General features: G+C 44.2%; 20 protein-coding genes and 2 pseudogenes. 3 read left to right on the top strand and 19 right to left on the bottom strand.

All coding sequences use genetic code 11. The features are described from left to right. Positions 1–705 precede the first annotated feature (705 nt). From FU659_RS37600 to FU659_RS24810, 3 genes are read right to left on the bottom strand one after another with little or no spacing between them, the layout of a single operon-like run. Positions 706–1,008 (bottom strand): carboxylesterase family protein, encoded by a 303-nt coding sequence (locus FU659_RS37600; RefSeq protein ID WP_261808032.1) that lies wholly within the window; start codon positions 1,006–1,008, stop codon positions 706–708. Positions 1,009–1,010: 2 nt separating this feature from the next. Then, positions 1,011–1,340 (bottom strand): hypothetical protein, encoded by a 330-nt coding sequence (locus FU659_RS37595; RefSeq protein WP_261808031.1) that lies wholly within the window; start codon positions 1,338–1,340, stop codon positions 1,011–1,013. A gap of 40 nt (positions 1,341–1,380) precedes the next feature. Next, positions 1,381–1,842: a DinB family protein gene (locus tag FU659_RS24810; protein WP_147950012.1), complete on the bottom strand. Its 462-nt coding sequence runs from the start codon at positions 1,840–1,842 to the stop codon at positions 1,381–1,383. Between the two features lie 208 nt (positions 1,843–2,050). On the opposite strand from FU659_RS24810, the gene FU659_RS24805 reads away from it, so the two are divergent. After that, entirely contained in the window at positions 2,051–2,392 is a 342-nt protein-coding gene (locus FU659_RS24805; protein ID WP_147950011.1) for a winged helix-turn-helix transcriptional regulator, read from the top strand. Positions 2,393–2,521: 129 nt separating this feature from the next. Here the strand turns inward: FU659_RS24805 and FU659_RS24800 are convergent, their stop codons facing one another. The 5 genes from FU659_RS24800 to FU659_RS24780 form a co-directional block, all read right to left on the bottom strand. After that, positions 2,522–2,731: a recombinase family protein gene (locus tag FU659_RS24800; RefSeq protein WP_187274376.1), complete on the bottom strand. Its 210-nt coding sequence runs from the start codon at positions 2,729–2,731 to the stop codon at positions 2,522–2,524. Next, positions 2,731–3,234, bottom strand: a complete 504-nt coding sequence (locus FU659_RS24795; RefSeq protein WP_147950010.1) for a quercetin 2,3-dioxygenase — start codon at positions 3,232–3,234, stop codon at positions 2,731–2,733. Before FU659_RS24795 ends, FU659_RS24800 begins: the two co-directional genes overlap by 1 nt. A gap of 61 nt (positions 3,235–3,295) precedes the next feature. Continuing rightward, on the bottom strand, positions 3,296–6,433 hold the full coding sequence (locus FU659_RS24790; RefSeq protein ID WP_147950009.1) for a tetratricopeptide repeat protein: 3,138 nt from the start codon (positions 6,431–6,433) through the stop codon (positions 3,296–3,298). Positions 6,434–6,555: 122 nt separating this feature from the next. After that, positions 6,556–8,292: an S-layer homology domain-containing protein gene (locus tag FU659_RS24785; RefSeq protein ID WP_147950008.1), complete on the bottom strand. Its 1,737-nt coding sequence runs from the start codon at positions 8,290–8,292 to the stop codon at positions 6,556–6,558. 264 nt (positions 8,293–8,556) lie between these two features. Continuing rightward, positions 8,557–9,252, bottom strand: coding sequence for a stalk domain-containing protein (locus FU659_RS24780; protein ID WP_147950007.1), 696 nt, complete (start codon positions 9,250–9,252; stop codon positions 8,557–8,559). A 256-nt stretch (positions 9,253–9,508) separates the two neighbouring features. Here FU659_RS24780 and FU659_RS37590 point away from each other — a divergent pair. Both FU659_RS37590 and FU659_RS24770 read left to right on the top strand, forming a co-directional pair. Further along, positions 9,509–9,720, top strand: a pseudogene (locus FU659_RS37590) (transcriptional regulator); the annotation flags it as partial. Between the two features lie 312 nt (positions 9,721–10,032). Further along, a complete protein-coding gene (locus FU659_RS24770; RefSeq protein ID WP_147950006.1) occupies positions 10,033–10,212 on the top strand; it encodes a hypothetical protein in 180 nt (59 codons plus the stop codon). Positions 10,213–10,288: 76 nt separating this feature from the next. Here FU659_RS24770 and FU659_RS24765 read toward each other — a convergent pair whose 3' ends face one another. The 11 genes and pseudogenes from FU659_RS24765 to FU659_RS24730 all read right to left on the bottom strand — a co-directional run bounded on the left by FU659_RS24765 (position 10,289) and on the right by FU659_RS24730 (position 23,327). After that, positions 10,289–11,641 (bottom strand): HAMP domain-containing sensor histidine kinase, encoded by a 1,353-nt coding sequence (locus FU659_RS24765; RefSeq protein ID WP_147950005.1) that lies wholly within the window; start codon positions 11,639–11,641, stop codon positions 10,289–10,291. Further along, a pseudogene (locus FU659_RS24760) lies at positions 11,638–12,311 on the bottom strand (response regulator transcription factor). The gene FU659_RS24765 and the pseudogene FU659_RS24760 overlap by 4 nt, the downstream one beginning before the upstream one ends. A gap of 56 nt (positions 12,312–12,367) precedes the next feature. Then, positions 12,368–13,006 (bottom strand): hypothetical protein, encoded by a 639-nt coding sequence (locus FU659_RS37585; RefSeq protein ID WP_261808030.1) that lies wholly within the window; start codon positions 13,004–13,006, stop codon positions 12,368–12,370. Between the two features lie 17 nt (positions 13,007–13,023). Further along, on the bottom strand, positions 13,024–13,974 hold the full coding sequence (locus tag FU659_RS37580; protein WP_261808034.1) for a serine hydrolase domain-containing protein: 951 nt from the start codon (positions 13,972–13,974) through the stop codon (positions 13,024–13,026). Then, on the bottom strand, positions 13,953–14,294 hold the full coding sequence (locus FU659_RS37575; RefSeq protein WP_261808029.1) for a hypothetical protein: 342 nt from the start codon (positions 14,292–14,294) through the stop codon (positions 13,953–13,955). Before FU659_RS37575 ends, FU659_RS37580 begins: the two co-directional genes overlap by 22 nt. An 872-nt stretch (positions 14,295–15,166) precedes the next feature. Then, positions 15,167–15,379 carry a hypothetical protein gene (locus FU659_RS36505; protein WP_222708632.1) on the bottom strand — a complete coding sequence of 71 codons (213 nt, stop codon included), beginning with the start codon at positions 15,377–15,379 and terminating at the stop codon, positions 15,167–15,169. A 243-nt stretch (positions 15,380–15,622) separates the two neighbouring features. After that, positions 15,623–16,081, bottom strand: a complete 459-nt coding sequence (locus FU659_RS24750) for an SRPBCC family protein (RefSeq protein ID WP_147950004.1) — start codon at positions 16,079–16,081, stop codon at positions 15,623–15,625. Continuing rightward, the gene (locus FU659_RS24745) at positions 16,062–16,388 is read right to left on the bottom strand and encodes an ArsR/SmtB family transcription factor (protein WP_222708631.1); all 327 of its coding nucleotides are present in this window, start codon (positions 16,386–16,388) and stop codon (positions 16,062–16,064) included. Before FU659_RS24745 ends, FU659_RS24750 begins: the two co-directional genes overlap by 20 nt. Before the next feature lie 435 nt (positions 16,389–16,823). Further along, a complete protein-coding gene (locus tag FU659_RS24740) occupies positions 16,824–18,092 on the bottom strand; it encodes a DEAD/DEAH box helicase (RefSeq protein ID WP_147950003.1) in 1,269 nt (422 codons plus the stop codon). A 254-nt stretch (positions 18,093–18,346) separates the two neighbouring features. Continuing rightward, positions 18,347–18,466 carry an S-layer homology domain-containing protein gene (locus FU659_RS36500; RefSeq protein WP_222708633.1) on the bottom strand — a complete coding sequence of 40 codons (120 nt, stop codon included), beginning with the start codon at positions 18,464–18,466 and terminating at the stop codon, positions 18,347–18,349. Next, positions 18,438–23,327, bottom strand: a complete 4,890-nt coding sequence (locus tag FU659_RS24730; RefSeq protein ID WP_187274374.1) for a cadherin-like beta sandwich domain-containing protein — start codon at positions 23,325–23,327, stop codon at positions 18,438–18,440. The genes FU659_RS36500 and FU659_RS24730 overlap by 29 nt, the downstream gene beginning before the upstream one ends. Positions 23,328–23,382: the final 55 nt, after the last annotated feature.

Here is a 23,382-nt window from a genome sequence, read left to right as displayed (position 1 = left end):
GGGAGAAAACCAGTTAAAGTATTGAATTTTTCGTAGTATTTGATCTATTCGCAACAGTAGTTTTGGGGACTGAGATATCTACAATGAATCGACAGCCTCCACATGTCCGTAAGATGCTTAATCTTGAATAATTTGCTAAAATAACGTCTTTGGTGTCCGTTAAGTTTTATTTTGGTTGTTAATATAGCTTTTGTTGGTAAGTACGTTAATTGAATCGCGTTATATGGACGATTTGGAGGATAGAAAGACCAAAAGTTACTAGAAGTAGCCAAGAAACCTGCAAGGTAGCACAAATTTCACTTCGTGAAGTCGAGAGGGGAATGCATGAATCTTTGATTGGAAGGTTGTCGAAGCCTTACTCGGATCGAGATTTTAGCGGTAGCTTCAAACGCCGTGCTCCTGCACTTGAAGCTCTTCTTCGAAGCCACTTCAACATTCCGTCCTCGCGGGACTGAACCCCTGACCTCATCACTGCCAGCGAAGCGCTCTTCCACATAGGGGTATTACACACCCAAAAATGGGTGGACATTCCTTATCGAGTACCTCACTTTGTACTGGGATTGAAAGCGCCTTTTCTCAAGCAAAAGCGGTAACAGGTAACAAAAAATCATAATGGGTGAGGCTAATAAAGCTCATCAATATATCAAAGCTGGACTTCCAGATGAAATCCCGCTCTATTGTATATCAGTTATCTGGGGTGAGAGGTTACCTTGTATGTTGTAAGAACCAATCATAGAGCATCGGGTTGTTATACGTTTCTGTCAAGTCATGGCCTGCATCTGGGTAGATGGATAACTTTACATTTCCTTCACATTGTTTTAAAGCCTCGACCATATTAAGCGTTTCATGCAAAGGTACGATATCATCTTTAGCACCATGAAAAGCCCATACCGGGGTATTTTTCAAGATCTGTGCTTTTTCAGGTGTCCCACCGCCACAGATTGGCACAAGTGCCGCAAATCTTTCCGGATATTTAATTGCTAAATCCCAAGCACCATAGCCTCCCATACTTATACCTGTAAGGTACACCCTTTTGGGTCCACTGGGTATATAGAATTAATTTCGTCTAGTAAAGTTATTATTGCATTAGTTTCCTTATCCCAAGATGAATGACCAGGACATTGTGGAGAAACGACGATAAAAGGAAAGTCAGTTTTGCTTTCCAAGATTTGCGGAAGAGCAAAATGTCTAATAAACTCCACATCATCTCCTCGTTGATCCACACCATGGAGAAAGAGTAAAAGTGGAAACTTTTGATTAGTCTTCATGCGATCCGATAAATAGAGCAAGTAATTTACTTTAATCCCTTTTTTATCTAACTTGCCATCTATTTGAGTCATTGTAATTTCCCCCTATAACTAATATTCCTTTATTAGTTCATTAATTTGATGCTTTAATGACACGTTTCATCGCATCAATAAGTCCTATATGGATTCCTTCATGCAGTAAAACGATACTCGCGAATTCTGCAATGGTTTCAAGTCCCATAAAAGGTTCTTCCAGCCTCTGATTTAGCCTTCCAGATGGAATTCGTTGTAAACGAACCAATTGTTCCTTTAGCATTAAGATGAGCTTATCTACAGAAGGGACATCTCCTTTCCATTCACTTGGTCTTGTTCCTGTACCAAATAATTCAATATAGTTTGCCGGGAGATGGGTCGTTATTGGATGGGGATAGCTTATAACCCCTTCCGTAATCGTTAATACATGACCGATATGCCAATGGATCGTGTTGTTAAATCCTTCTGGCTGAACATCTGCTGTTATCTTCGAGATTGATTCTACAGTTTCAATAAAAGAACCTCTTGTCATCTCAAATTGTTTAAAAATTAACTCGCTCAATCCCTCTTCCCCTTTCAAAATTCGTATGAGTAGCCAAAAAAAATGGACTATTATGGTCACCGTTCAAAGCTTTTTCGCGATCCCTCACTCTGTATGGAAGCGGCTTCAAATCAATGGTATATTAATTATGAAGATTTGAGAAGTACACACTAATTTGTGTTATAGTAACCAAAAAGTATTAATAGCAAAGGTAAAGGAGTTGATCCCGATGAAATTTTGTTATAACGAGCTTGAAATCTGCCTAAAAGTAATTGGTGGAAAGTGGAAGAGTCTCATTCTGTATCACTTGCATTTTGGTCCAAAGCGAACGAATGAGTTACAAAAACTCGTGATAAATATTACGCAAAAAATGCTAATACAATCGTTAAGAGAATTGGAGAATGACGGGATCGTAAGGAGGACAATGTACAATCAAGTGCCCCCGAAAGTAGAGTATTCGTTAACCGAACTAGGAGTTTCACTTCATCCCATTCTGGTGACACTTGCTGAGTGGGGCGGAATGTATAAGGATCAGCTAATTACTGAAAGCGAGAGTCAGAACTTTAGCTGAGTTTCTCATGCCTTTTTTATTGAGCATAACTGTCCTTTAACTTTCTTTAACTTAAAACTGTTATATCTCATTTATTCTCTTAGTACGATCAATATTAGACACTCAAGAGTATTTTACGCAATTTATGAATTATGCATTAGCCACAAGTGAGCTATGCGATAAAACCTTGTCCGTTTCCGAAATATCATACACCATATATCCTTTGTACATAGGGTTACGAAGAACAAAACTTACCGAGTTCGATGCCCAAGGCTTCCCATGTTTGTCTTGATATAGGGGGATCGAACCCCTGACCTCTTCGCTGCCAGCGATGCGCTCTCCCGCAATGGTTAGTTTCACTACCCCAATTCACTACCATTAATGAAATGTTCGAGAGGGCCGAGTATTTCAATGTTATAACGCTTCGCCACTTCGATCATCTTGGGAATGTCGGGCATTGCAGAAGGCGGAATGACAAGCTCTGCAGCCGGCTGGCTAAGTTCAATAAAAAATCGCTCTAATCCAGCGGGGTTGACCATGTTCAGCATTCTCGCGGGGTGCTTTCCTGTAACCCGGAATCCGTGCGGGATATTGCGTGGAAGGAATAAAAAAGCGCCCGCTTTCGCCAATTGCACAGTTCCTTCTATAATAAACTCTGCTTCCCCTTCAATGAGATAGAAGGTCTCATCTTCGTTGCGGTGAATGTGATAGGGAGTCGACATCCCAGGCGGCAAAAGCTCTTCAACCAAGCTATATTGCCCTCCGGTGTGCTCAGACCCGGCTTTTATTGTTAACAAACCTCCGGTATACCAAATATGGCTTCCTTCTTCCCGTGATAATGTTACTGGTGCACTTGCGCTCAAAAAAATCCCTCCTTTATCATTTAATAGGTCTTGACTAAATCATTATGCATCATCCGACGTTTCAAAAGTGTTTCTGAGCTCGCAGGGCCGTAATCGATTCTTGTAATTCTGCAAAAGTGCGAGAATGGGAAGAGGCTTCGTTCGGAATAACTGGAGCCGTTTCTACATGCTTTATTGTGCGAAGAACAATAGAATCCTCGGTCTTATTCTGACAAAGTATAAGAAAGCTAGACAATGCTTCGTGTAATTTGCTTCTATTAAGCTTGGCAGACAGGTTAAGCGCTCGATCAATATACACTTCTGCTTCTTGCCACCTTTTGCGCTTGAGTTCGAAATAGGCACGATAATAGTAAGTATCGCAAACAAAAAAAGGGACATTAAGATATTCCGTTACATGCTCTGCTTGCTGCAAAATCCACAGTGCTTCGTTCTCTTTGTCCCTCTCTCCAAAGGTGTGCCCGATCAAACCCAGCATAATACCGACAACTCGCATGTCGCCAATCCTAAGCGCTTCATCTAAGCAATAGAGAAGACAGTCATGAGCTTCCTGATAAAAGCCCACTTTCATATGCCACTTTCCAATTAATCCGATGGAAATCGCCATACCCATCCGGTCACCAAGCAGTCGGCTTACCTCTAATTTTTCGCAAAACGACGTATAGGCGCGGTCGAATTGTTGCGTCTCCAGGAAGTTCAGCCCGATGCCTCCAAGTGCTTTGGCTAGATCAATTCGGTTATGGCGCTCGCTTGCAAGTTGAATTTGCCTTTTGAAGGTGTGTATCGATTCCTCAAACCGGTCTTGATCGTACAGGAGATTGCCCAAAATAACTATGAACCGCTCATTTTCGCTGCCTTCCGGGTTAAGCTCTATATTTTGCTGCAAAAAGCGGGCGGCTACTTCAAAATTACCCAAATATTGGTGAATAAGGCCCAGATTTCCGCATGTTTCAGCAAGCCCCTTGCTGTCATTTAACAGTTCAAAGCGATGCAGGCATTTTTCCAAATAATCTAAAGCTTCCAAGTATTTACCTTGCAGTCTTAAGCAGTTCGCCAATCCGACTTCGTACATGGTTTTTAACTCCAATGGAACAGCATGTTCAGATTGCTGCAGTAATATCCTGTAGGTGTTCTCCATATCCAACCATCGACCGGTCATTCGATACGCATGAGCCATAGAGGACAGGAGCTTAAACTTCTGTTCCGGGTTTGCCGCTCTAAGCGCTGAGCTTCCATATTCGATAATGGTATCATGCGCACAAACCCGTTTTGCCTCCTCGATCGCTTTCATATAGTATTCTGTGGCTTCGAGGTGCAGTCCGGCATTTTCAAGCTGATAAGCTATCTCTGCGAAAGTAAAGTACCTTTCATTTTCATGCTGCATCATAGCTTTGGCAGCTACCTGATGCCAAGCGAGTCTCACGGATCGGTTCATCCGGAGCATCGAGGCTTCTCTCATTCTTTTGTGATAAAAGTCCACCATCCCATGATCTGTCACGGACAATATGCGTGATTGGATGAGTGCCTCAATGTGATCGGCAGCTTGGTCAGGCAGATCGGCATTTCCGGTCAAAAAAGGGATGGGTGCAGGTTTGCCGAGAATCGTCAAAAGGTGAACATGAGGATGGTAGGAAGGAGGCAGCATGGCTAGCCGATGGATCATCAAATAAAGGATTGTAGTACCATAGCTTTCATGGCGGGTATTGAATTGAATCGATCGCACGACTTCCCCGATATATAGTGGATTTCCTTGGGTTTCCTCGTACAGTTGAGCAATTTCAGCTGCGATCCATTTCGATTGGTGCAATGATGCTGCCAGCAGTTTCGTTTCTTGCTTCGATAAGAAGGGAATTCCAATTTGCGCAAGCTTGTTCTGGTAACGATGAGCATCGATAAACTCTCTAACATGATCAGGCATAAAGCCTTCTCCCGTCCGCAAGGTACAGATCATCATCAAGGCTGAAGAATGCTCTGGACGAAGAAAAAAACTTAGCAAATGCAGCGTTTCTTTATCCACCCATTGCAGGTCATTAAGGATTAAAATTGTCGACTTTCCGCCGGACAGTGCGTCAAGGTTAGCCTGATGCCAGATACGGATCTGCCAATTTTCACTGAGAGGTGCGGGAGGAGGCAGCTCAGGATATTGCTCTTTCAGCTTGGGCAGCATTCTGGACATCTCCACCAAACCTGCTGTGTCCATATGCTGAAGATCAGCTTGCTCCAGCCAGGAGACCAGAGGCTCATGAGGGATTGGAATGCTGTCTGATGAATAGCAAAAAGAGGTATAAACCCGTATGCCCTGAATTTGCGCCCAAAATCCGAATTCTTCGGCTAGACGTGTCTTGCCGATTCCAGCTTCGCCATCCAATACGACTAACATCGAGCGGTCACGCATAGCTTTATCCCAACATTCCAGCAGCCGATTCCATTCGTGCTCGCGGCCAACGAACGGCACCTGCATTTTATTTTCTCTCACAGTAGCCGAGCGGGCAATCGTGGAAAGCTGATTGAATTTCTCCATAGTATCAACAGAAGGGAGCACACCCAATTCCTTGCTAAGCATCGTCTTCATTTCTTCAAACTGCCTATAAGCCGCGCTTAAATTATGATTGCATGCATAGAGATTAGCTACACGTACATGAGCCGATTCTGAATAACGGTCCAAGTGAAGGTAACGAATGGAATAGTCCAGAGCGGAGTGGAAGTCTCTTTTATTTTCGCAGATCGTTATTATCCGTTTCAGTAATACTGCATATTGAAAAGATAGCTTCTCGCGAAGCTCCAGTACCCATTCTTCGTCGTGACCAGGGAGCAGTTCCCCTTGATAGGAAGCAATAGCGCGTTTTAAATCCGCTATTTCCACACTTTCGGCCATCTGGTTGAAATCTAACGCGTCGACGCTACATTGTTCAAGCGAATGCCATGTAATCTGACTGCCGTTCATCTCTAAAAATGTGTCCGATATAGGCAAACACTTTCTTAAATCATATATAAGCTTTCGCAGATTAGTCAGTGCTTGCGGTTCCGAAGTATCTGGCCAAAACATAAAGGCCAGATGCTTCCGATTTATAGGGATATCAGGATGCAGCAAAAAATAAGCAAACAACAGCTGCTGTCGGGTTGTAAGCATACGTTCAAACGGCTTGTCGTTGTAAAAGCATTGAAACGTTCCCAGCAATTGAATGCGATATCCTGTCATCATAATCACCTTCTTGTTTCCAAAATAACAATTGCAACGATTATCGTCAAGAGTTAGTCTGAATGGCTTGAACAAATCACCTTCTATTAACGCATTGACACCACTTTCTTAACTGCATGTTTGTTCTATTTTCCAATCTTCAGCATCTTAACAATAGCCGACGTAGCTTCAGCGCGGGTAGATAACGTCTGTGGTGCGAATGCTTTGCCTGTAATACCCGAGACGATAATGATCCCATTCAATTCAGCCGTCTTAGCGGCGGGCTTCGCCCATTTGGGAATGTCCGCATCATCCGCATAACCGGTCGGCTGCGTATTATCCATGGGGAGACCGGAAGCGCGAACAATCATTGCAATCATTTCTGCATGTGTAATGTTGGCACTCGGTTGGAACGTACCGTCCGAATACCCGCTGATGATCCCTAACTTAAATGCCTTTGAAACCGATTGGAGCGCCCATGCGCCAATTTTGTCTTTATCCTTGAAGAGAAGCTCCGCGCCTTCTGTTGTCGGCTTTATCCCATTCATGAGCATGTTGGCAAATTCGGCGCGGGTGACGCTTCCGTCCGGGCGAAATGTGCCATCCGGATAGCCGTTGACGAAGCCTAATTCCACCGCTTGCGTGATATCCTCATACGCCCAATGTCCGGCTATATCCGTGAAATCTGTCTTGGGCATAGTAGGAGTTGGCGCACTGGTGGCCTTAGGTTTAGGCGTAGCCGGAGTTGGAGTCGGCTCATTGGCTTGCGGATCTTCGGTTACTCTTACGACACATATACTGGTGAGCCCATCTGCTGTCATCGCCTTTATAATCGCCGTTCCCGCAGAAATGCCCGTAACTTTACCGGCACTGTCTACAGTAGCAACCTTTGGATTATCGCTGCTCCACGTTACCTGCTGTTTGACCGCATTGGAAGGAGAAATGGCTGCGTTTAGCGTTTGACTTTCACCCTTATTCAGTGCCAATGATTTTTTATTCAACTCTACACTTTTCACAGCAACGTTATCGACGTCAAGGATATACTGGCTTAATTTAGCTGCATATTTATCTGACAATAAGCCTTTAGGCGAATCTGTTATCGTTTTTTGAGGGTCGCTAAGCTTGAAAAGATCCGTGTTGTTCTTGATTGGATCCGTGATCTTCGGTGCCAGCTGCTTCGTTTTTACAAGAACGCTCACCGGCCCCGGCTTGATGTTATCCGGCAGGGCGTATTGGTCAATTACGGTATACAACGAATAGGCATAAATTATACTTTCAGTTGGATTTGTTGTTTTATCCACGTAGCTGAGCAGGCCCAAGTGATCCTTCGTATTCGTTACATAAAAGGGTTTGGAGCCATCAGGTCCATCGCGGAAAATGGTATAATAAGTCTCCATGTTCGAATTGTCATTCCAGGTCAGGGTTACGGAATTGTCCTTATTCGCCACCGCAACTACATCGGATGGCGAGCCCGGCTGCAGGATTTTATAAGGGCCGATCGTTTTCTCGGAGTGGCTATCTTTTCCAAAGGTAGGTGTGAAATCGACACGGACGCGGAACATTGCTGATGTCAACTGCCGGTCAATGGGCAATACAAAAGATGAATTTATAGAATCCTGTTGGTTAAGAAATATGGACGAACCGATCCACGTTGCTCCACCATCGGTAGAATAGTTATATTCTACACCAATAAAAGTGCCATTTGCCCTGTCGGTCTCTAACATCGCTAAATACTCTTTTCCAGCGATTAAATCTGAGCTTGCATCTTGAATGGCGAACTTAGTAACATGTGCTTCCGCATAAGTAATCGGCATTGGCAAAAGGACGCTCAAAAACAAAATACACGCAAAAAACAGTAGAAGTAGCTTTTTGGCTGCACCCACGTAGAAACCCTCCTCTTTCTAACGCACATTTGTATGCATTATCTTTGCTCTATTTTCTCGCTTTAAGCTTCTTAGTACGACTCCATGTTGGAATTGTCATTCCAAGCCAGAGTTACGGAATTGTCCTTGTTCACAGTCGGCAGCGACATCGGATGGCGAGCCCCTATACTGTGAAGCCGGCCATTACAATCAGAGATATGAACCCCCCCCCATTGACAAAAGGAACGAAACATTCCTCAAGATCAAAAGGGGAATAATCCTCTATCATTTTACATAGCTGTCCTTCAGAACATAAAGCAGCGGATAGTCGCTTAAATTTGAGTCATAGCCATAATAGGGATGTATTTCTGCATATTGGCTGCCCTTCAGATCAACATCTACTTCTTTAACTTCACCCTCCACGACACTAATTTCATCAGACAGCAGCTGCTTAGCACCATTGTATACTTTCATTTTCATAGTGGCTTTGGCAACGACCATGAGATGCAGGGTGCTGTATTTTTGGCCAAAGTCAATTTTTAGGCTATAACTTTCGCCAGGGCTTGCTGAGAATGCAAAAGCTCCATTGTACTGCTTTCCGCCGAAAATGAGCTGCTTTTTGTCGATTACATCAAAAAATTTCGCGCTGGAGTATTCCGTTTTCATCTCTTTACTATACAAGGAGACATTTTTGCCCTCACCAAGCGAAATTATTTTTTCCGCATCATTGTACGATACAGGAATATTCAGAACGTTGGCGACAACACGAAGAGGCAGATAGGTTGTTCCATCGTAGGTAATTGGTAAAACCTCGTTGCCCTTATCGTCCGTCGGGCGCCAACTCTCGCCGTCTTTGAGAAACTTCACCTCTCCGTTTAAATACGCTTGTATAGTGGTAAGTTTGCTGGCAGCGAAAGCACCTGTTGCAAGAGAGAATACTGCTGTAAGGATAACCAACAGAATTATACTTGTCTTTTTCATCTTATTCCTCCTCTAATTGGAATTATTTTGCGGCAATAAGACATCCTTACTATACAAATTGTTTCGAAAAACACATATTGTATCACAACAATGTATTACCTTCTTATTCCCGCCATAAAGTCAGTGGTGCACTTCTACCCAAAAAATCCCTCCACTATCTTTTAATTGTCTTGATGTAATCATTATGCATCATTTGACGTTTCAAAATCGTTTCAGAGTTCGCAAGGTTAAAAAAGAATCCTCGATCTTATCATAAAAAAACCACAGAAGAAGAGAATTACTTAAAAGAAGAATTGGTCACGGAACAATCGAGTTTTGCGAAAAATATGGTTTCCGGTAATGGGCAACTTTGATAATCTTTATCCAGAATGGGAGGTTCGTGATTTCAATAATGGCTATAGATATCTTGACCTCGCCTATATACTAGGTGGCGCAAAAGGAGGTATTGAGATACAAGGATATGGACCTCAGGTTGAGATGACAGTAAATATCATTGAGTTACGGACATGAGAGCGCTTATTTGATAAATTATCTAGCTTTTAAAATCATTACGGACATAGGTTCCGCTATTTGTCATAATGGATAAGAGATAGGGGGGGTTATACGCATATAGCGTACGTTATGTCCGTAAGGTACTTAATCTTGATTAGTTTGCTTAAATAACGTCTGTGGTGTTCCGCGCGGGCGAACCCAAAGGGGTTCTCTCCCCGTGGCTCCATAACGGAAAAATCCGCAAACCATGTTGGTTGCGGATTTTTCATATGGAGCCTAGGGGGATTTATGAATCTTGATTTAAATGGCTTACGAAGCAGAATCGATGAAGACAAGCTTAGCGGTAGATTCAGACGCCGTGCTCCTGCACTTGAAGTAGTTTCTTTGGAGGTTACTCATCCGTTCCGTCCGCGCGGGCGAACCCCTGACCTCTTCGCTGCCAGCGATGCGCTCTCCCAGATGAGCTAAGGCCCCCAAGCATGCTGGTACTACAGTTAATCTAGCTGATCATCGAGGGATTTGAAGATGGAAATACGCCTTAACATTATCGAGTAGGCAAATGCACAATCACTGTCGTACCTTGACCTAGCTGACTTTTCATTTCGATGCTTCCATGATGAAGAGTGACGATTTTCTTAGCGATGGCAAGACCCAAGCCATTACCGCCAATGCTGCGGTTCCGCGATCGGTCCGTTTTGTAAAATCGCTCGAAAACATAATCGAGCTGCTCCGACGCTACTCCGATTCCTGAATCGGTTATCGCGATTAAGATTTCATTCGTCGAACGCTTCATGCGTATTTCGATATGCCCTCCAGAAGGGGTAAACTTGATGCCGTTGCCTATTATATTCATCCATACTTGATTAAGCTGATCCCGATCTGCCGTTATTTTAACAGCATGAGCCAATTCTAATTCGATGTGAATGCCTTTGGCCGCCCATTGCGGCTCGCAGGTAACAACGATTTGCCTAATTTGCTCGTCGAGATTATACGTAATTGCCTCAAATGGATGATGCTCTGAATCTAAGGAAGCGAGATTTAGCAAGTTATCGCTGAGCCTGGATAGTCGCCCGCTCTCCCCGATAATAATATCCAGGTAATAATTCCGATCGGTTTCCGCTACCAAGTTACTGTTTTTCATGGCCAAAGCAAAGCCGGAAATAGAGGTTAGCGGGGTTTGAATTTCGTGAGAGACGTTCGAAACGAAATCCTGCCTCATCTGCTCCAACTGTTTAAGCTCGCTAGCCATCTCATTAAAACTGTGGGTCAAAGCTCCGATTTCGTCTGCGCGTTTCGTTTTTATTTCCACGTTGAAATCGCCCTTTGCAAGTCGTTTAGTTGCTTTTGTCAATACTTGGATGGGTTTCACCAAATACCTGGCGGCAATGAGAATGCACAGACTTCCAATGACTAGACCGAGCACCAGTACAAGCAGCATCATCCGATTTATAATATTTTCGTTTTGCGTGGAAAACTGCATAAACATAGCATGCGGCTCCCCATCAATTGGAAAAGGAAGACCAACGAAAGTTTGTTCTGCTTCACTGGGAGAACGATAGTATTGTCCACGCAGCACCTGTTGAACCGCTTCCGGCGCGATTTTGATATTATCTGTCTTATCTAAAACATAGAACTTCATGTTGCCGGAATGGTCATAGATATGAACCGGATAGGAGGATATCTTCACCATACGCATGATGTACGCGTCCCGATCATTAGGGCTCGTTTGTTCATAGAAACGTATAATTTCTTCTCCTACTGCAATCATGTCGTTCTGTCCGATATGATTTATTTCTTTCTTGAAGAAAAAGAACCCAATAAAGAAAGCAGACAACAAGCTGAATATAATGACGACCAGAAACGTGCAAATAATTCGGACGTATAAGGTTTTGATCATGTTATTACTAACCGGTATCCCAGACTGCGAGCCGTTTCAATCTGAAAATGCTGCGCATCTCCGGCAAACCTTTCCCTTAGGCGCTTAATGTGAACATCAACGGTTCGGTCATCGCCTTCGTAATTCATTCCCCAGATGTGGGCAATCAATTGCTCCCGGGTAAAAATTTGTCCTGGATGGTTAGCCAGCTTAAACAGCAGTTCGAATTCCTTTAAAGGCAGATTAAGCGTTTCATTCCCCCGAATCACTTGAAAGCTTCGCCGATTCAGCACAATGCCACCCAGCTGTATGGTTTGTGAAGAGACTATCATATAACGCTTTAACAACGCTTTTACTCTCATCACAAGCTCTAACGGATCGAACGGTTTCGTTAAGTAATCGTCTGTTCCAAGCTGAAATCCCTTCACCTTTTGTGCTGATTCTCCCTTGACTGTAACCATCAAGAGAGGGATATTCGAATCTATGCGCCTGATCTCTCTGCACAATTCCCAACCATCTAATTGGGGCATCATAATGTCAAGGATAACTAGATCTATGCGAGTATTTTCAACAATCGCCAGCGCCTCCGCTCCGTCTTTCGCCTCCAATATCTCATATCCTTCATTCCGCAAAATAAGGTGATCAGCTCACGAATGTGCGCATCATCATCCGCGATTAGGATTTTGGCCATGAGTATGCACGTCTCCAATCTCTATCGTGTTCCGCCCGAACGGACGGATTGTTGCTTCAACCAAAATGCCATCCCAATAGATTCCAATGATAGAAAAATAAACTCATCGCTACTGCCGATAACGCCACTAGGGAATAATGCACGCGCTTCAACGCTGTCCAATACTTGTTCTTCCAAGCCATTACGCTTAAAGCCATCATCGCCAAGGTCAACAAGACAAGAAGAATGGGCATGAACAGATAGAGATTTAAAGATAGCGTAACGCGGCTAAGACGATCCAACAGTTCCATGTTCAACACTACGACGAACGTAGCAACTAAGGTAGCCAGCGTCCAAGCTGCGGTAGCTGCCGACAGCTGAACTGCCCACTTTTGAGCTTTAGGCATGGCTTTAATTTCACGCCTGTTATAGGCATACCCAGTCAATACGCTGATGAACAGAACGGACGAGATACCAATCAGAAGAAACCAAAACTTAGATTGATCGAGCAGCGGCGTGGGTTCTAGCGGCATTTCAGGGAAAATATCAAGAAGCAGGTGAGTGACCTTTCCTGATGCATCGGTGCGGAATCCAATCTGATGCGTGCCTCCAACTTCTTGAAATAAATTTGGCGCAATGGGAGCGAATATTTGCTGCTCGGCTCCGCTTCCAAGGGATAGGCGGTTATCAGAAACCGCAACGTTGATCTGGGTCAAAAAGCTAAAAAACTTATCTATATCCGTGTGGTTACGGCGCGTGAACTGATAGGAACCAGCGTATTTCTGCACGGCATTCTCAAGTTCTTCGGACACAGGAGGCAGTTTGACTTCTTGTGCCGGATAGTAACGATCGAAAAAGGCTTTCGACATCCCTGTCGCTGCAGCCCTCCATCTCCCCCGCTAAAGGAAACGAAAATGCCAATTTGCTTATCGGGCACTAGATATAGCTCCGTACTGAATAGCGTGTCAGCGCCCCCGTGGGAAATAACGCGCAGTCCGTTCATTCTCAACTCATAAAAGCCAAGATCCATAGCCGGTAATCGCTCGTCAAACTGAAACGCCGGCGAATGCATCAATTTGGCGGTCTCAGGTTTAAGAAGTTGCTTGTTTCCATAACGTCCGTCCTGAAGATGGGCGATCATGAAATGGGCCATATCGAGCGCCGAGACAGCCCCTGATCCTGCGGGACGGAAACCTCCCTCGAACGTAGGTGGTTTGGCTACGAACTGGCCATTCTCTCGAGCATAGCCTAGCATCGCATTCGGCGCTAAAGATGCCGGAATAGGCTCCTCCACTGTGGCATATTTCATTTCGAGCGGATCGAAAATATTTTTCTGTATATAGTCATAATAAGCCATGCCGCTAACTTCCTCGACAATAAGTCCTGCCAACGAGGCTCCATAGTTGGAATAAGACGTCATCTCGCCTGGAGGCCGAACAAGCGCAGGCATATGCTTAGCAAGCGTTTCCGAAATCGACACCGGCAGTTTGGCTGGATCCGTCGTGATTTGATAGCCGACTCCACCCTCTTCAAACCCAGCGGTATGGGTCATGAGATGATGCAAAGTAACGGGCTGCGGATAGGTTTTTGGTATTTTCACTGTTTTTAAATAGGTATTGACGTCCACATCGAGATCGAGCTTGCCCTGCTCGACCAATTGCATCACGGCCGTCCAAGTAAACAGCTTCGTTGTCGAAGCGATCCGAAATAAACTGGTCTCTGGGTTGACTGGCGTACCATTTCGATATTCGAGTGACCATAGCCCTTAGCAAGCAGAGTCTTCCCATCCTTGACGATCGTGATGACCCCTCCTGGAATTTTGAAATTATCCATTTGCCCTTTCATGATACCATCAATGAATGCCGATAGCCCAGCAGCGTCATTCAAATCCGCTGCCCCCTCCGATTTGGAGGAAGGCAATGTAGAAGTGGAATTCGCGGCTGATACGGGCGGCTGTCCCCCAAACAAACTCGTCCCCCCAACGACCAATAACACCAGTAACATTATTTTGCAAGATATCTTCCTCATAGACGATGACATGATTAACCTCCGACATTCTGCATATTTTTGATAACTAAGTCTCGACTTACATTTGAAAGCATATCAAAAAAATATGAACGGAGAGTGAACCTGGATGGCCTTCGTAATGATTACAGGCTCCTGGAATATCGGAAATGTTGACATGCGCAGCTTTCTCGAGATGCCTTTAATCGGTTTCGAGATGAGACTTCATTAAGCCAAAACCGCACAGGATCGAGCCCTCGCAGTTTTTGGCGACTTACGGAAGTATTTTTTAGGGTGCGGGACAAGTTCTCTGCATGCCGATCTCAGCTTGAGGATTGATTCCTAGGCTCTTCACTGTCATCCATTTATCCAATACCATATGCAGGCAAGAACAGGAGAACGAAGAGGTCGTCTAGAGCGGGGACACCGGGATGCTGAAAAGTTATTTGCCGCAACTTATGGTGGCCACTCCGAGATCAATTCGACGACTTACATCCGATGACCGGCGCGGAAGGCAAACACGTTGTACGGTATGAGCTTGGGCGAAGTGCGATGCAGGGACTGTAGTTGGAGAAAAACTGCAATTGTACATTTCTAATTAACTCCATGTATCCAGCAGCTCATCATTCATGCGAAAATACATGTTTTCATTCACCCTATCTCAAGTTAGGACAATAAAGAAGCGGAATACCTGTAGATTTGCAAGATTTCCCTACTAAAAAACGATTACTATCGAAAATAACTGCACTCTTACAGTTTAAGAGCAGCGCTGAACTAAAAAGCTCCATTTATTAGCCCATGGGGTGCTTTTATGGTAGAGCCAAATGGCTTCAGCTCGTTTAACTAGCTAATTCAAAAACTCCCAATTGCCTCTAAAAAAGCAAAGGGTCATCCACGGAGTAATTTCTTTCCTTACTCCGTAGATACCCTTCCTCAGCAACTCTCTGCCGGGGCTGCCTCTTATCCTGCAATATAAAGAGATAGTCCCCATTAACTCCGGCATAATCTCCATGAATATCGACTTGCTGGTCCTCTGTGCCGATAATCAGATCCGCTCCAGCGAAACGCCTCACTAAATTGCTCACTGCTGATAAGGATATTGTAAACACGCTCAGGACTAGCTCTAAACGTTATTTCTTGATGAACCGCTGTACTCATCGTAATGCACCCTCCTTTATCTGCTCGTCCTTGTTCATGAGCCACTGCTCCACATATCAACAGTCATACTTTTCAGCATTTCCGAGTGATCTTGAAAGGCATGATGCCACATGACAGATTCTACTTTATATTTGTTTTCGTCTGTTGCGTTAAATCCGCAGTTGCAGGAATTAATGCATCGCTTGTTCAGACCACGGATCGGCGCCGGGATCTTGACCTTGCACTATTGATTGCAGGCGCGGCATGTAATGCGTCCAGCCTTGAACATGTGAGGCAACTTCCGCTGCCGGCAGATCGTAATGCGTCAGCACTAAGAGAGTGCCGTTATCTTTGGGGGTCAAGCTGAATTCAACTGTACTTGATCCGGGAGGAACCACCTTCGATTTCTCCCATCCCCATGTCATTACGATTTTCTCATTTGGGACAATTTCCTTATACTCGCCCATCGCAATGTCGCTTCCATTAACATCGATGCGATATTTGCCACCGATACTTGGGTCTAACAAAACGTGGCGTCCCATCCAACGAACCAATTTGTCAGGGTCGGTAAAAAATGAGAACAATGTCTCCGGACGGCATTCGATAAATATTTCTTTCTTGATCGTGTCACTACTGCTGATTGAAGTCATGTTTTCTCCTCTCCTCTTCTTCCGCGGCTTCCTTCAAGCGCATCAAGCTGTCATCCCAGAAGCTCTCGATATACTGCATCAACTCGGCGAACCCTTCCCTCCTAATGCCATAAAATCGTTTGGTGCCTGCTCGCCTAACAACGACAAGTCCGGCCTCTTCAAGAACTTTCAGATGCTGTGAAATTGCTGGGGCTGAAATGTCAAAATGCGACGCAATAGCGCTAGAGGTCAGTTCCCCATCACGGACGAGATGTAAAATATCTCGGCGCCTAGGTTCCGTTATCGCTTGTATGGCTTTATCAATCATGACATTAATTAAGTTGACACTTAATTAAGTGTCAACTTAATTAATGATTATTGCATACTTTTAGGAAAACCTACCTCGGGCATATCAAAAAGGTCTTCTTCTTCCTTATTCTTAGCTTTGATGTGAAGTTTATCATCATTACGATATGAAAAATTTTGTTCTTGCTTGACGCCATCTTGACTCCAATTTAAATGTCCAATAGGGAAGTAATCACTATTGGACTGCTCTTTAAAAATGTTAATAGTTACAAATGATAGTTCTTATATTGTCTCTCGTCTATCATTTTTTGTTTATTTCTTCCATATACTCAAATAATCTACCGGTTAAGCGCAATGTAAACCTTTCCCATTATCGTCATCATCTAGTCCATCCTACATTAACATAAAGAACCCTCCGCCAAGTGATGGCGGAGGGTGATCTTTACTATTTTTAATGTTATTTGCTTGTCTTATTTCCCTTTTTATACCACTGGGCCTTAGGCTTGCGCGCAGGGTTTGCTTTAGGTTTGGCAGGTTTACCGGCTCCTGTAGTCGATGCTTGATTTACCTTAGAAGGCTGAGGCGCGTTCAGCATCGGATAGGAATGGTCTTTCACTTCCGGGATGGTTTTCCCGATCAGTTTCTCAATATCCTTCAGAAAAGGTATTTCTTCCATTTCGCAAAAAGAGATAGCTGTACCGCTATGTCCGGCTCTGCCCGTACGGCCAATTCGATGAACGTAAGTTTCTGGAATATTAGGGAGGTTGAAGTTGATCACATGCGAAAGCTCTTCGACGTCAATCCCTCTTGCTGCGATATCCGTCGCAACCAGCACTCGCGTTACACCACTCTTGAAATTGCTCAATGCATTTTGTCGATTATTTTGGGATTTGTTTCCGTGAATCGCCTCTGCAGAAATTTTCACCTTGGCCAGTTCACGCGTAACGCGGTCAGCGCCACGTTTCGTACGGGTAAATACCAATGCCGAAGCTATGGATTTATCTTGTAACAGCTCGTTCAATTGATTTTGCTTGTTTCCATTTTCCAACAAATAGACGGATTGCTCTATGCGATCCACAGTGGATGAAACGGGAGTAATTTCTACCTTTACAGGATTAACAAGTATCGATTTAACCATTTTAGATATTTCCGGAGGCATCGTTGCCGAGAAAAAAAGCGTTTGTCTTTTGCTCGGCATTTTAGCGATGATTTTCTTCACATCATGAATGAAGCCCATGTCCAACATTCTGTCTGCTTCATCAAGCACTAATATTTGGACATATTGTAAATCAACCCGCTTTTGATTGATTAAATCGATGAGCCTGCCCGGCGTTGCGATGATAATGTCTGCGCCTTGATTCAGCGCCCGTTCCTGCGCTTTTTGGGAAACACCACCAACGATAGCCGTACATAGTACTTCCGTATATTGACTATACGCCTTAATGTTATCAGAGATCTGAATAGCAAGTTCTCTCGTAGGTGTTAAAATCAATGAACGAATGCGGCGTCCAGTATTGGAGCTGCTCTTCTGTTCGCTCAATAGTTGGATAATGGGTACTGCAAATGCAGCCGTCTTCCCTGTTCCCGTTTGCGCGCAGCCCAGTAAATCTCTGCCTGCTAACACAGCTGGGATCGCCTGTTCCTGTATAGGTGTGGGGGTCGTATAGTTCTCCTTGCTTAAACCCTTTAGAATTGCCGGTATAATATTCAAGTCATTAAATGTCATGTTGTCTCCTTCATTTACCTACATAGATGAAACGTGTAAATTTCATATTTCTTGCAACCTTTTCACAAACCTTGCTATTAAATCGTAACAAATAAGGATAGCACAAAAGAACACACAAAAAAAGCGAGAATTTCTCAGCTCCTATTGTAATTGCCAAGCAACCATTTTTTATACAAAAAAAGGATTACCCCACAAGCAGCCTGTTCGACTACCTGCGGAATAATCCTAATTTCGCTTTACGATTGATTGAATCGTTACTTGCCCTTTTGGGCCAGCATGTTAAGCAGCACCGTTACAGCCTCAGCTCTCGTTGCTGCGGCCATAGGACCAAATTCGTTGGCGCCTTTACCTTCGATAATTTTTTGTTTTTTCATCGCAGCTACAGCACCTTTCGACCAGGCCGGAACATCTTTGTCGTCCGCGAAGCCGGTTACAGTGTCTGCTTCGACAGTCAGCCCCCAAGCATTGGCAAGCATCACGGCCATCTCTGCGCGTGTAATTTCTGCATCCGGACGAGCTTCCGTCCTCATAGCCCTTAATAATACCGGCTTTGAACGCTTGCGCGACTGCTTTTTGTGCCCAGCCGCCAATCTTTCCTGTATCTGTGAAAGTCAACGCCGTTCCCTCTCCTTGCGGCTTCAACGTATTCATCAGCATCACAGCAAATTCTGCACGAGTAACCGTATGGTTTGGCTTAAATGTGCCATCTGGATACCCATTGACGATTTCTTTACTTACGGCTTGCTTGATGCTCACCTCTGCCCAATGTCCAGTGATATCGCTCAAGTGAACAGCCGGTTTCGTGTCTGTAGGTTGCTCTGTAATTGGCTTATCTGTCACTTTATCTACGGCAAATACCGCATATTTCGTAAAGTGATTTACATCTACAGTAATATGATTTCCGTTAATCTTGCTGCCTGTGACTCCTACCCATTCTTTCTTCACTTCATCATAGTAGAAGACACCCGCCGTTTGATCATTCTTCAAGCTTGCTGGATCGAAAGCGAAGGTCAGCGTGACCGGATGACTGAAGTTCTCTGAGAAGTTTTTCAGAATCTCAAATATCGAGCTGGCCAGAACCTCTTTATTTTTAAGAAGATTTTGAGTGTCCGCCACTTTGTCAATCGTTAATTTCAGTTCTTTCTCTATTGCATTGGCCGGAATAGAGACCACGATTTCATCGCCTAGACTAACTTCTCCCGTCCTGCCTGCGGGAAGCGTTAGCTTGCCATCCGTTGCGTTCACTTTAGTGTCGTTTGGAGTTGAACCGCCACCTGAACTAACATAGTTCGATTCACGGTTCACTGTTATTGTGTAGGTCTTCGTTGTACCATCCTGCGCCTTCACTGCGACAGTGATCGTATTGTCACCTGTAGCCAGATTAATAGCTCCGCTTGCTTGACCGCTGATGATCGGAGTTCCGTTCACAGTCATCGTGGCGTTACTATCATATACACTTGCCGTTACGCTAAGACTCGATACACCATTAGCCACACTGGATTTGTAATCCGTTTTACCAGATGCAAATGCAGGGCTTAGGGCACCACTCGACAGCGTCAATGAGCTCAAGTCTGCGTTGCTGCTTGCTGCCGGTGCGCGGTTCACTGTGAGCATATACGGATTGCTCGTTCCATCCTGCGCGGATACTGCAATCTGAACTGAGTTAGAGCCGACTTTCAAGTTAGAGACTTGATAAGCATACACATTGTTCGTTACATTGCTGTATACAGCACCTGTAACCGTAAGCGTTTGGTTAGGTTCTGCTTTCGTTAAGAAAAGGTTGAAATTAGAAATGGTATTCAACACGTCTAACGTATAATTTAATCCTGATGGCGAAAATGTCGGTGATAACATTCCTTGATCGACAGCCATGCTGGACAACAGCGCATTGTTACTGACCCTTGTGACTTGAATCGTGTAGGTTTTCATGGAACCATTCGCTGCCGTTACAACCACCGATATGGTATTCACACCTACGTTAAGCGCAATCGCTTCGCTCGGCTGTCCGCTTATAACAGTCGTTCCATTCACTTTCACACTTGCGGACGTATATACTACCTTCGGTGTTAATGTCAGGCTTTCAATGTTATTCGCAACTTGGTGCGTGTAACTCGTTTTTGCCGCAGTAAAAGTTTCGTTCAACGCGCCCGATGACAAACGAATACTGCTCAAATCTGTATCTTCCGTTGATGCGATATGCTTCGTGTCCTTCATCGCCGTTCTCATTGACTGAAGGAACGCTTTTGTTTCATCATAAGGCGGTGTGTTCAGTTTGCCCGGATAGCCATCGTCATTCGGAAGCCATAACAGTTCTACTGGTATATAACCACGGTATGGGCTATTTCTGATGATCCCGAACAATTTATTCAAGTCCATCAACTCGCTTGTTTCAGCGCCAGCAGGCTTTTTCTTAACTTGAAAGTTGTTTGAATAAGGAAGGATAAGTGAAATATCCTTGTACCAATCATACTGTGTCGCGTCAGTATTCATAAAATCTCTGTAATAACCCGTGTCGTTTACAACGCCCACGTTGGATCTATTGATCCATTTCACAAGCTGCAGTACTTGGTTGGCCGTCGCCAGCATATCGCCGTGGTTTTGAACGCCAATTTGAACGGACGGATAATTGGCTGCTGCAAAATCCGCAACTTGCTGTATGGCAGGCGCAATTCGGTCCTGCGTGATAGCCGCCCAGCCTGTACGCGTAATGTCAACAGGGGGAGGACCGGAAAATACACGGATAACAGGTGCGCCCATTTCAGCCGCAATCTGAATCCAAAACTTAATACGCTCAATATCCACATCACGTCTCAACTGATTGGGGTCGGCAAAGTTATTCTGAATGCCTGTACCGCTTATCGCAATACCCAAGCTGCTGCTTAGATCTTTAATTTGTTTGGCATATTTATGAATTTCGACCTGTTGTTCAGGTGTCGGCATGGCTGTATTGCTATACCCCGGAATGTAATAGCACGTGACGTCGACGGCGTCAAATCCGTTATCGTGCGCCCACTTAATCCCTTCAAGCGTCGTCATCGGGACGGGGGATGTACGCCCTTGCAGCCATGAGTTTATATTCATGTTAAGGGTATACATGTTGAGGCTTAATTTGTAATCACCGTCATAATACGGTACAGGTTGATCCACACGCAGATAATCATAATCAGCATCAACGTAGGGAGCCGCTGGCGTTATTACAGGCAGCGCATCTCCGTTGTCTGCGACAAAAGTCATCGCGCTCCAGTCAATCTGATCACTATTTTCAAGTTTGATATACTCATTATATACATCCAAGCTTGGCACATGTATGGTCATGTGTGTTACAAAATTGAACCACAAACCTTGTTTGCCCTCAGGAACAGTAAGCTTGGGAGGTACGCTTCCCAAGTATAGATCCGTTAAATTCACACAAAAATAGAATGCTCTTTGTTCGATAATTTGAACTTTTGGAAATTTTGCTGTCGTAAGCTTGCTGGCACTAGAGCCCTTTGTTTGTGCAAATGCTTGTGAGCTTATCGTTGTCACATTCGGAAAGTTAACCTCGGTCAAGCTTTCAAATAAATTGAACGCTTTCACTCCGATTGTCGTTACGTTATCCGCTTTGACTATTCTTAGGTATCTGTTGCCTTCAAAGGCATTTTTGGGAATTGTCCCATTTGCGAAATTTGCCGAACCAATAATATAAAGTTCCTCAAGCTTTTTAAGACTGGTAGCAATAAATGTACAGTCAATAGGGTCTAATACGCCTGCATTGATGGTAAGAACTTTGATATCCCCATAATCGGTGCCCCTAAAATTAGAGTTGTTAATGGCAGTCTGCAAAGATTTAGTTGTAAACGTATCTATGATAACATTTTGCGTTGCAGGTGCTCCGACGTCGGCATCCTTCGAAGTGTTATCGCCATTCGACATAATGGTGATGCCGTTATCACCAAAACTATTCCAGCCATCATCATCTTGAAAGGCAGCGACCCCATCTGTCGGTACGTAAATGATAAGACTGTCGGTGTTGACACCGTGAAACCAGTCACCCGGTACTACAGGCGGTCCAGCATCATCATCAAAACCAACCGGAAGATATGTTTTGTTAAAAGTGATGGATTTAAGGCTGGTATCTCCCTTGAAAGCATACGGACCCAGCGTTCGCGTCATGCCAAACTCGGCAGTTTCAAGTTGGGAATCACCCTCAAATGCCGATGCGCCAATGTAAGAAGTATCAATTCCTATTTTCACTTCTTTCAGTTTTACAAGCCCTTTAAGGGCGCTATTTGGCATTTTATTTCCATTCCATGTTAGATAACTAGGATCATCCGGTTTTTCTATTTTGAAGGATGTAAGATTGATGTACTTGCTAAAAGATTTAGCCCCGGAGTTAAAGTCGGAATTCGCAAACACTTTCTTTGTACTGCCTGCTTTTATGACAATCGTCTTCAAGCTAGCAGCTTGCGTGGAATCTGTGCTGTCATATCCTGCTGCCGCCAATAGATCGAGAAGACTGCCTCCGCTGTTAAACGTGATAACAGCATTCCCATCTGCAACGCCAGGTGTATCTCCGATGGCTTTGATTCGGCTTGCTACACTGCTCCAAACAGTATCCGCCTTGTAAATTGCGACTTTGTCCACCGGTACATAGAATGTCGCACTTGTTGGAAACATAGCGGGTCCGGCTGCGGCTGGTGGAGGCGTTGCGCCCAACGTAATAGACGTAAGTTTTGTAACACCCGTAAAGGCATTTGTATTTGGAACGCTTGTCACACTTGGGATGACTAAATTTGTCAAACTGGCAATACCGCTGAAAGTACTTGCGGCTATTGTCGTTACATTATTTAGAGTAACAGATTTTAATTTGGTGTTTGTTGTTCCGCTAAAAAGGTTTTTCATCGTAGTGTTCTTCGCGCTACCGCTTTGGATTGTGGCACTATCTACAAGTTGAAAATCCTCAAGATTTATTAACTGTGGAATTATGCCTGACGCATCAGTGGCACCAACGATTCCATTAGTGATTATTAATGTCTTAATATCTCCATAAGTTTTGCTTAGGGGGTTAATAACAGCATCGATTGGAGTCTTTAGCGTATTCACAGCAAAAGAACCCGTCAGTGTTAACGTCCCTGTCGCCGCGTCAAACGTGTCGCTGGCAGCCTGAGCGGTTGTACCCATGGTTAATTGAAGCGATGATAATGTTATAAGGATTGCTAACATAAGACTCAGTACTCTATATGCTTTTTTATACATGTTCTCACTCCTCCTATACGAATTCGGGATTGATTTTTGTCTATTTTTCCTCTCA

It is taken from the genome of Paenibacillus sp. N3.4 (genome assembly GCF_008017805.1).
In the GTDB taxonomy this organism is placed as follows: domain Bacteria; phylum Bacillota; class Bacilli; order Paenibacillales; family NBRC-103111; genus Paenibacillus_E.
The sequence above is the reverse complement of the archived record's forward strand: the minus strand, read 5'-3'. Positions and strand labels throughout refer to the sequence as shown.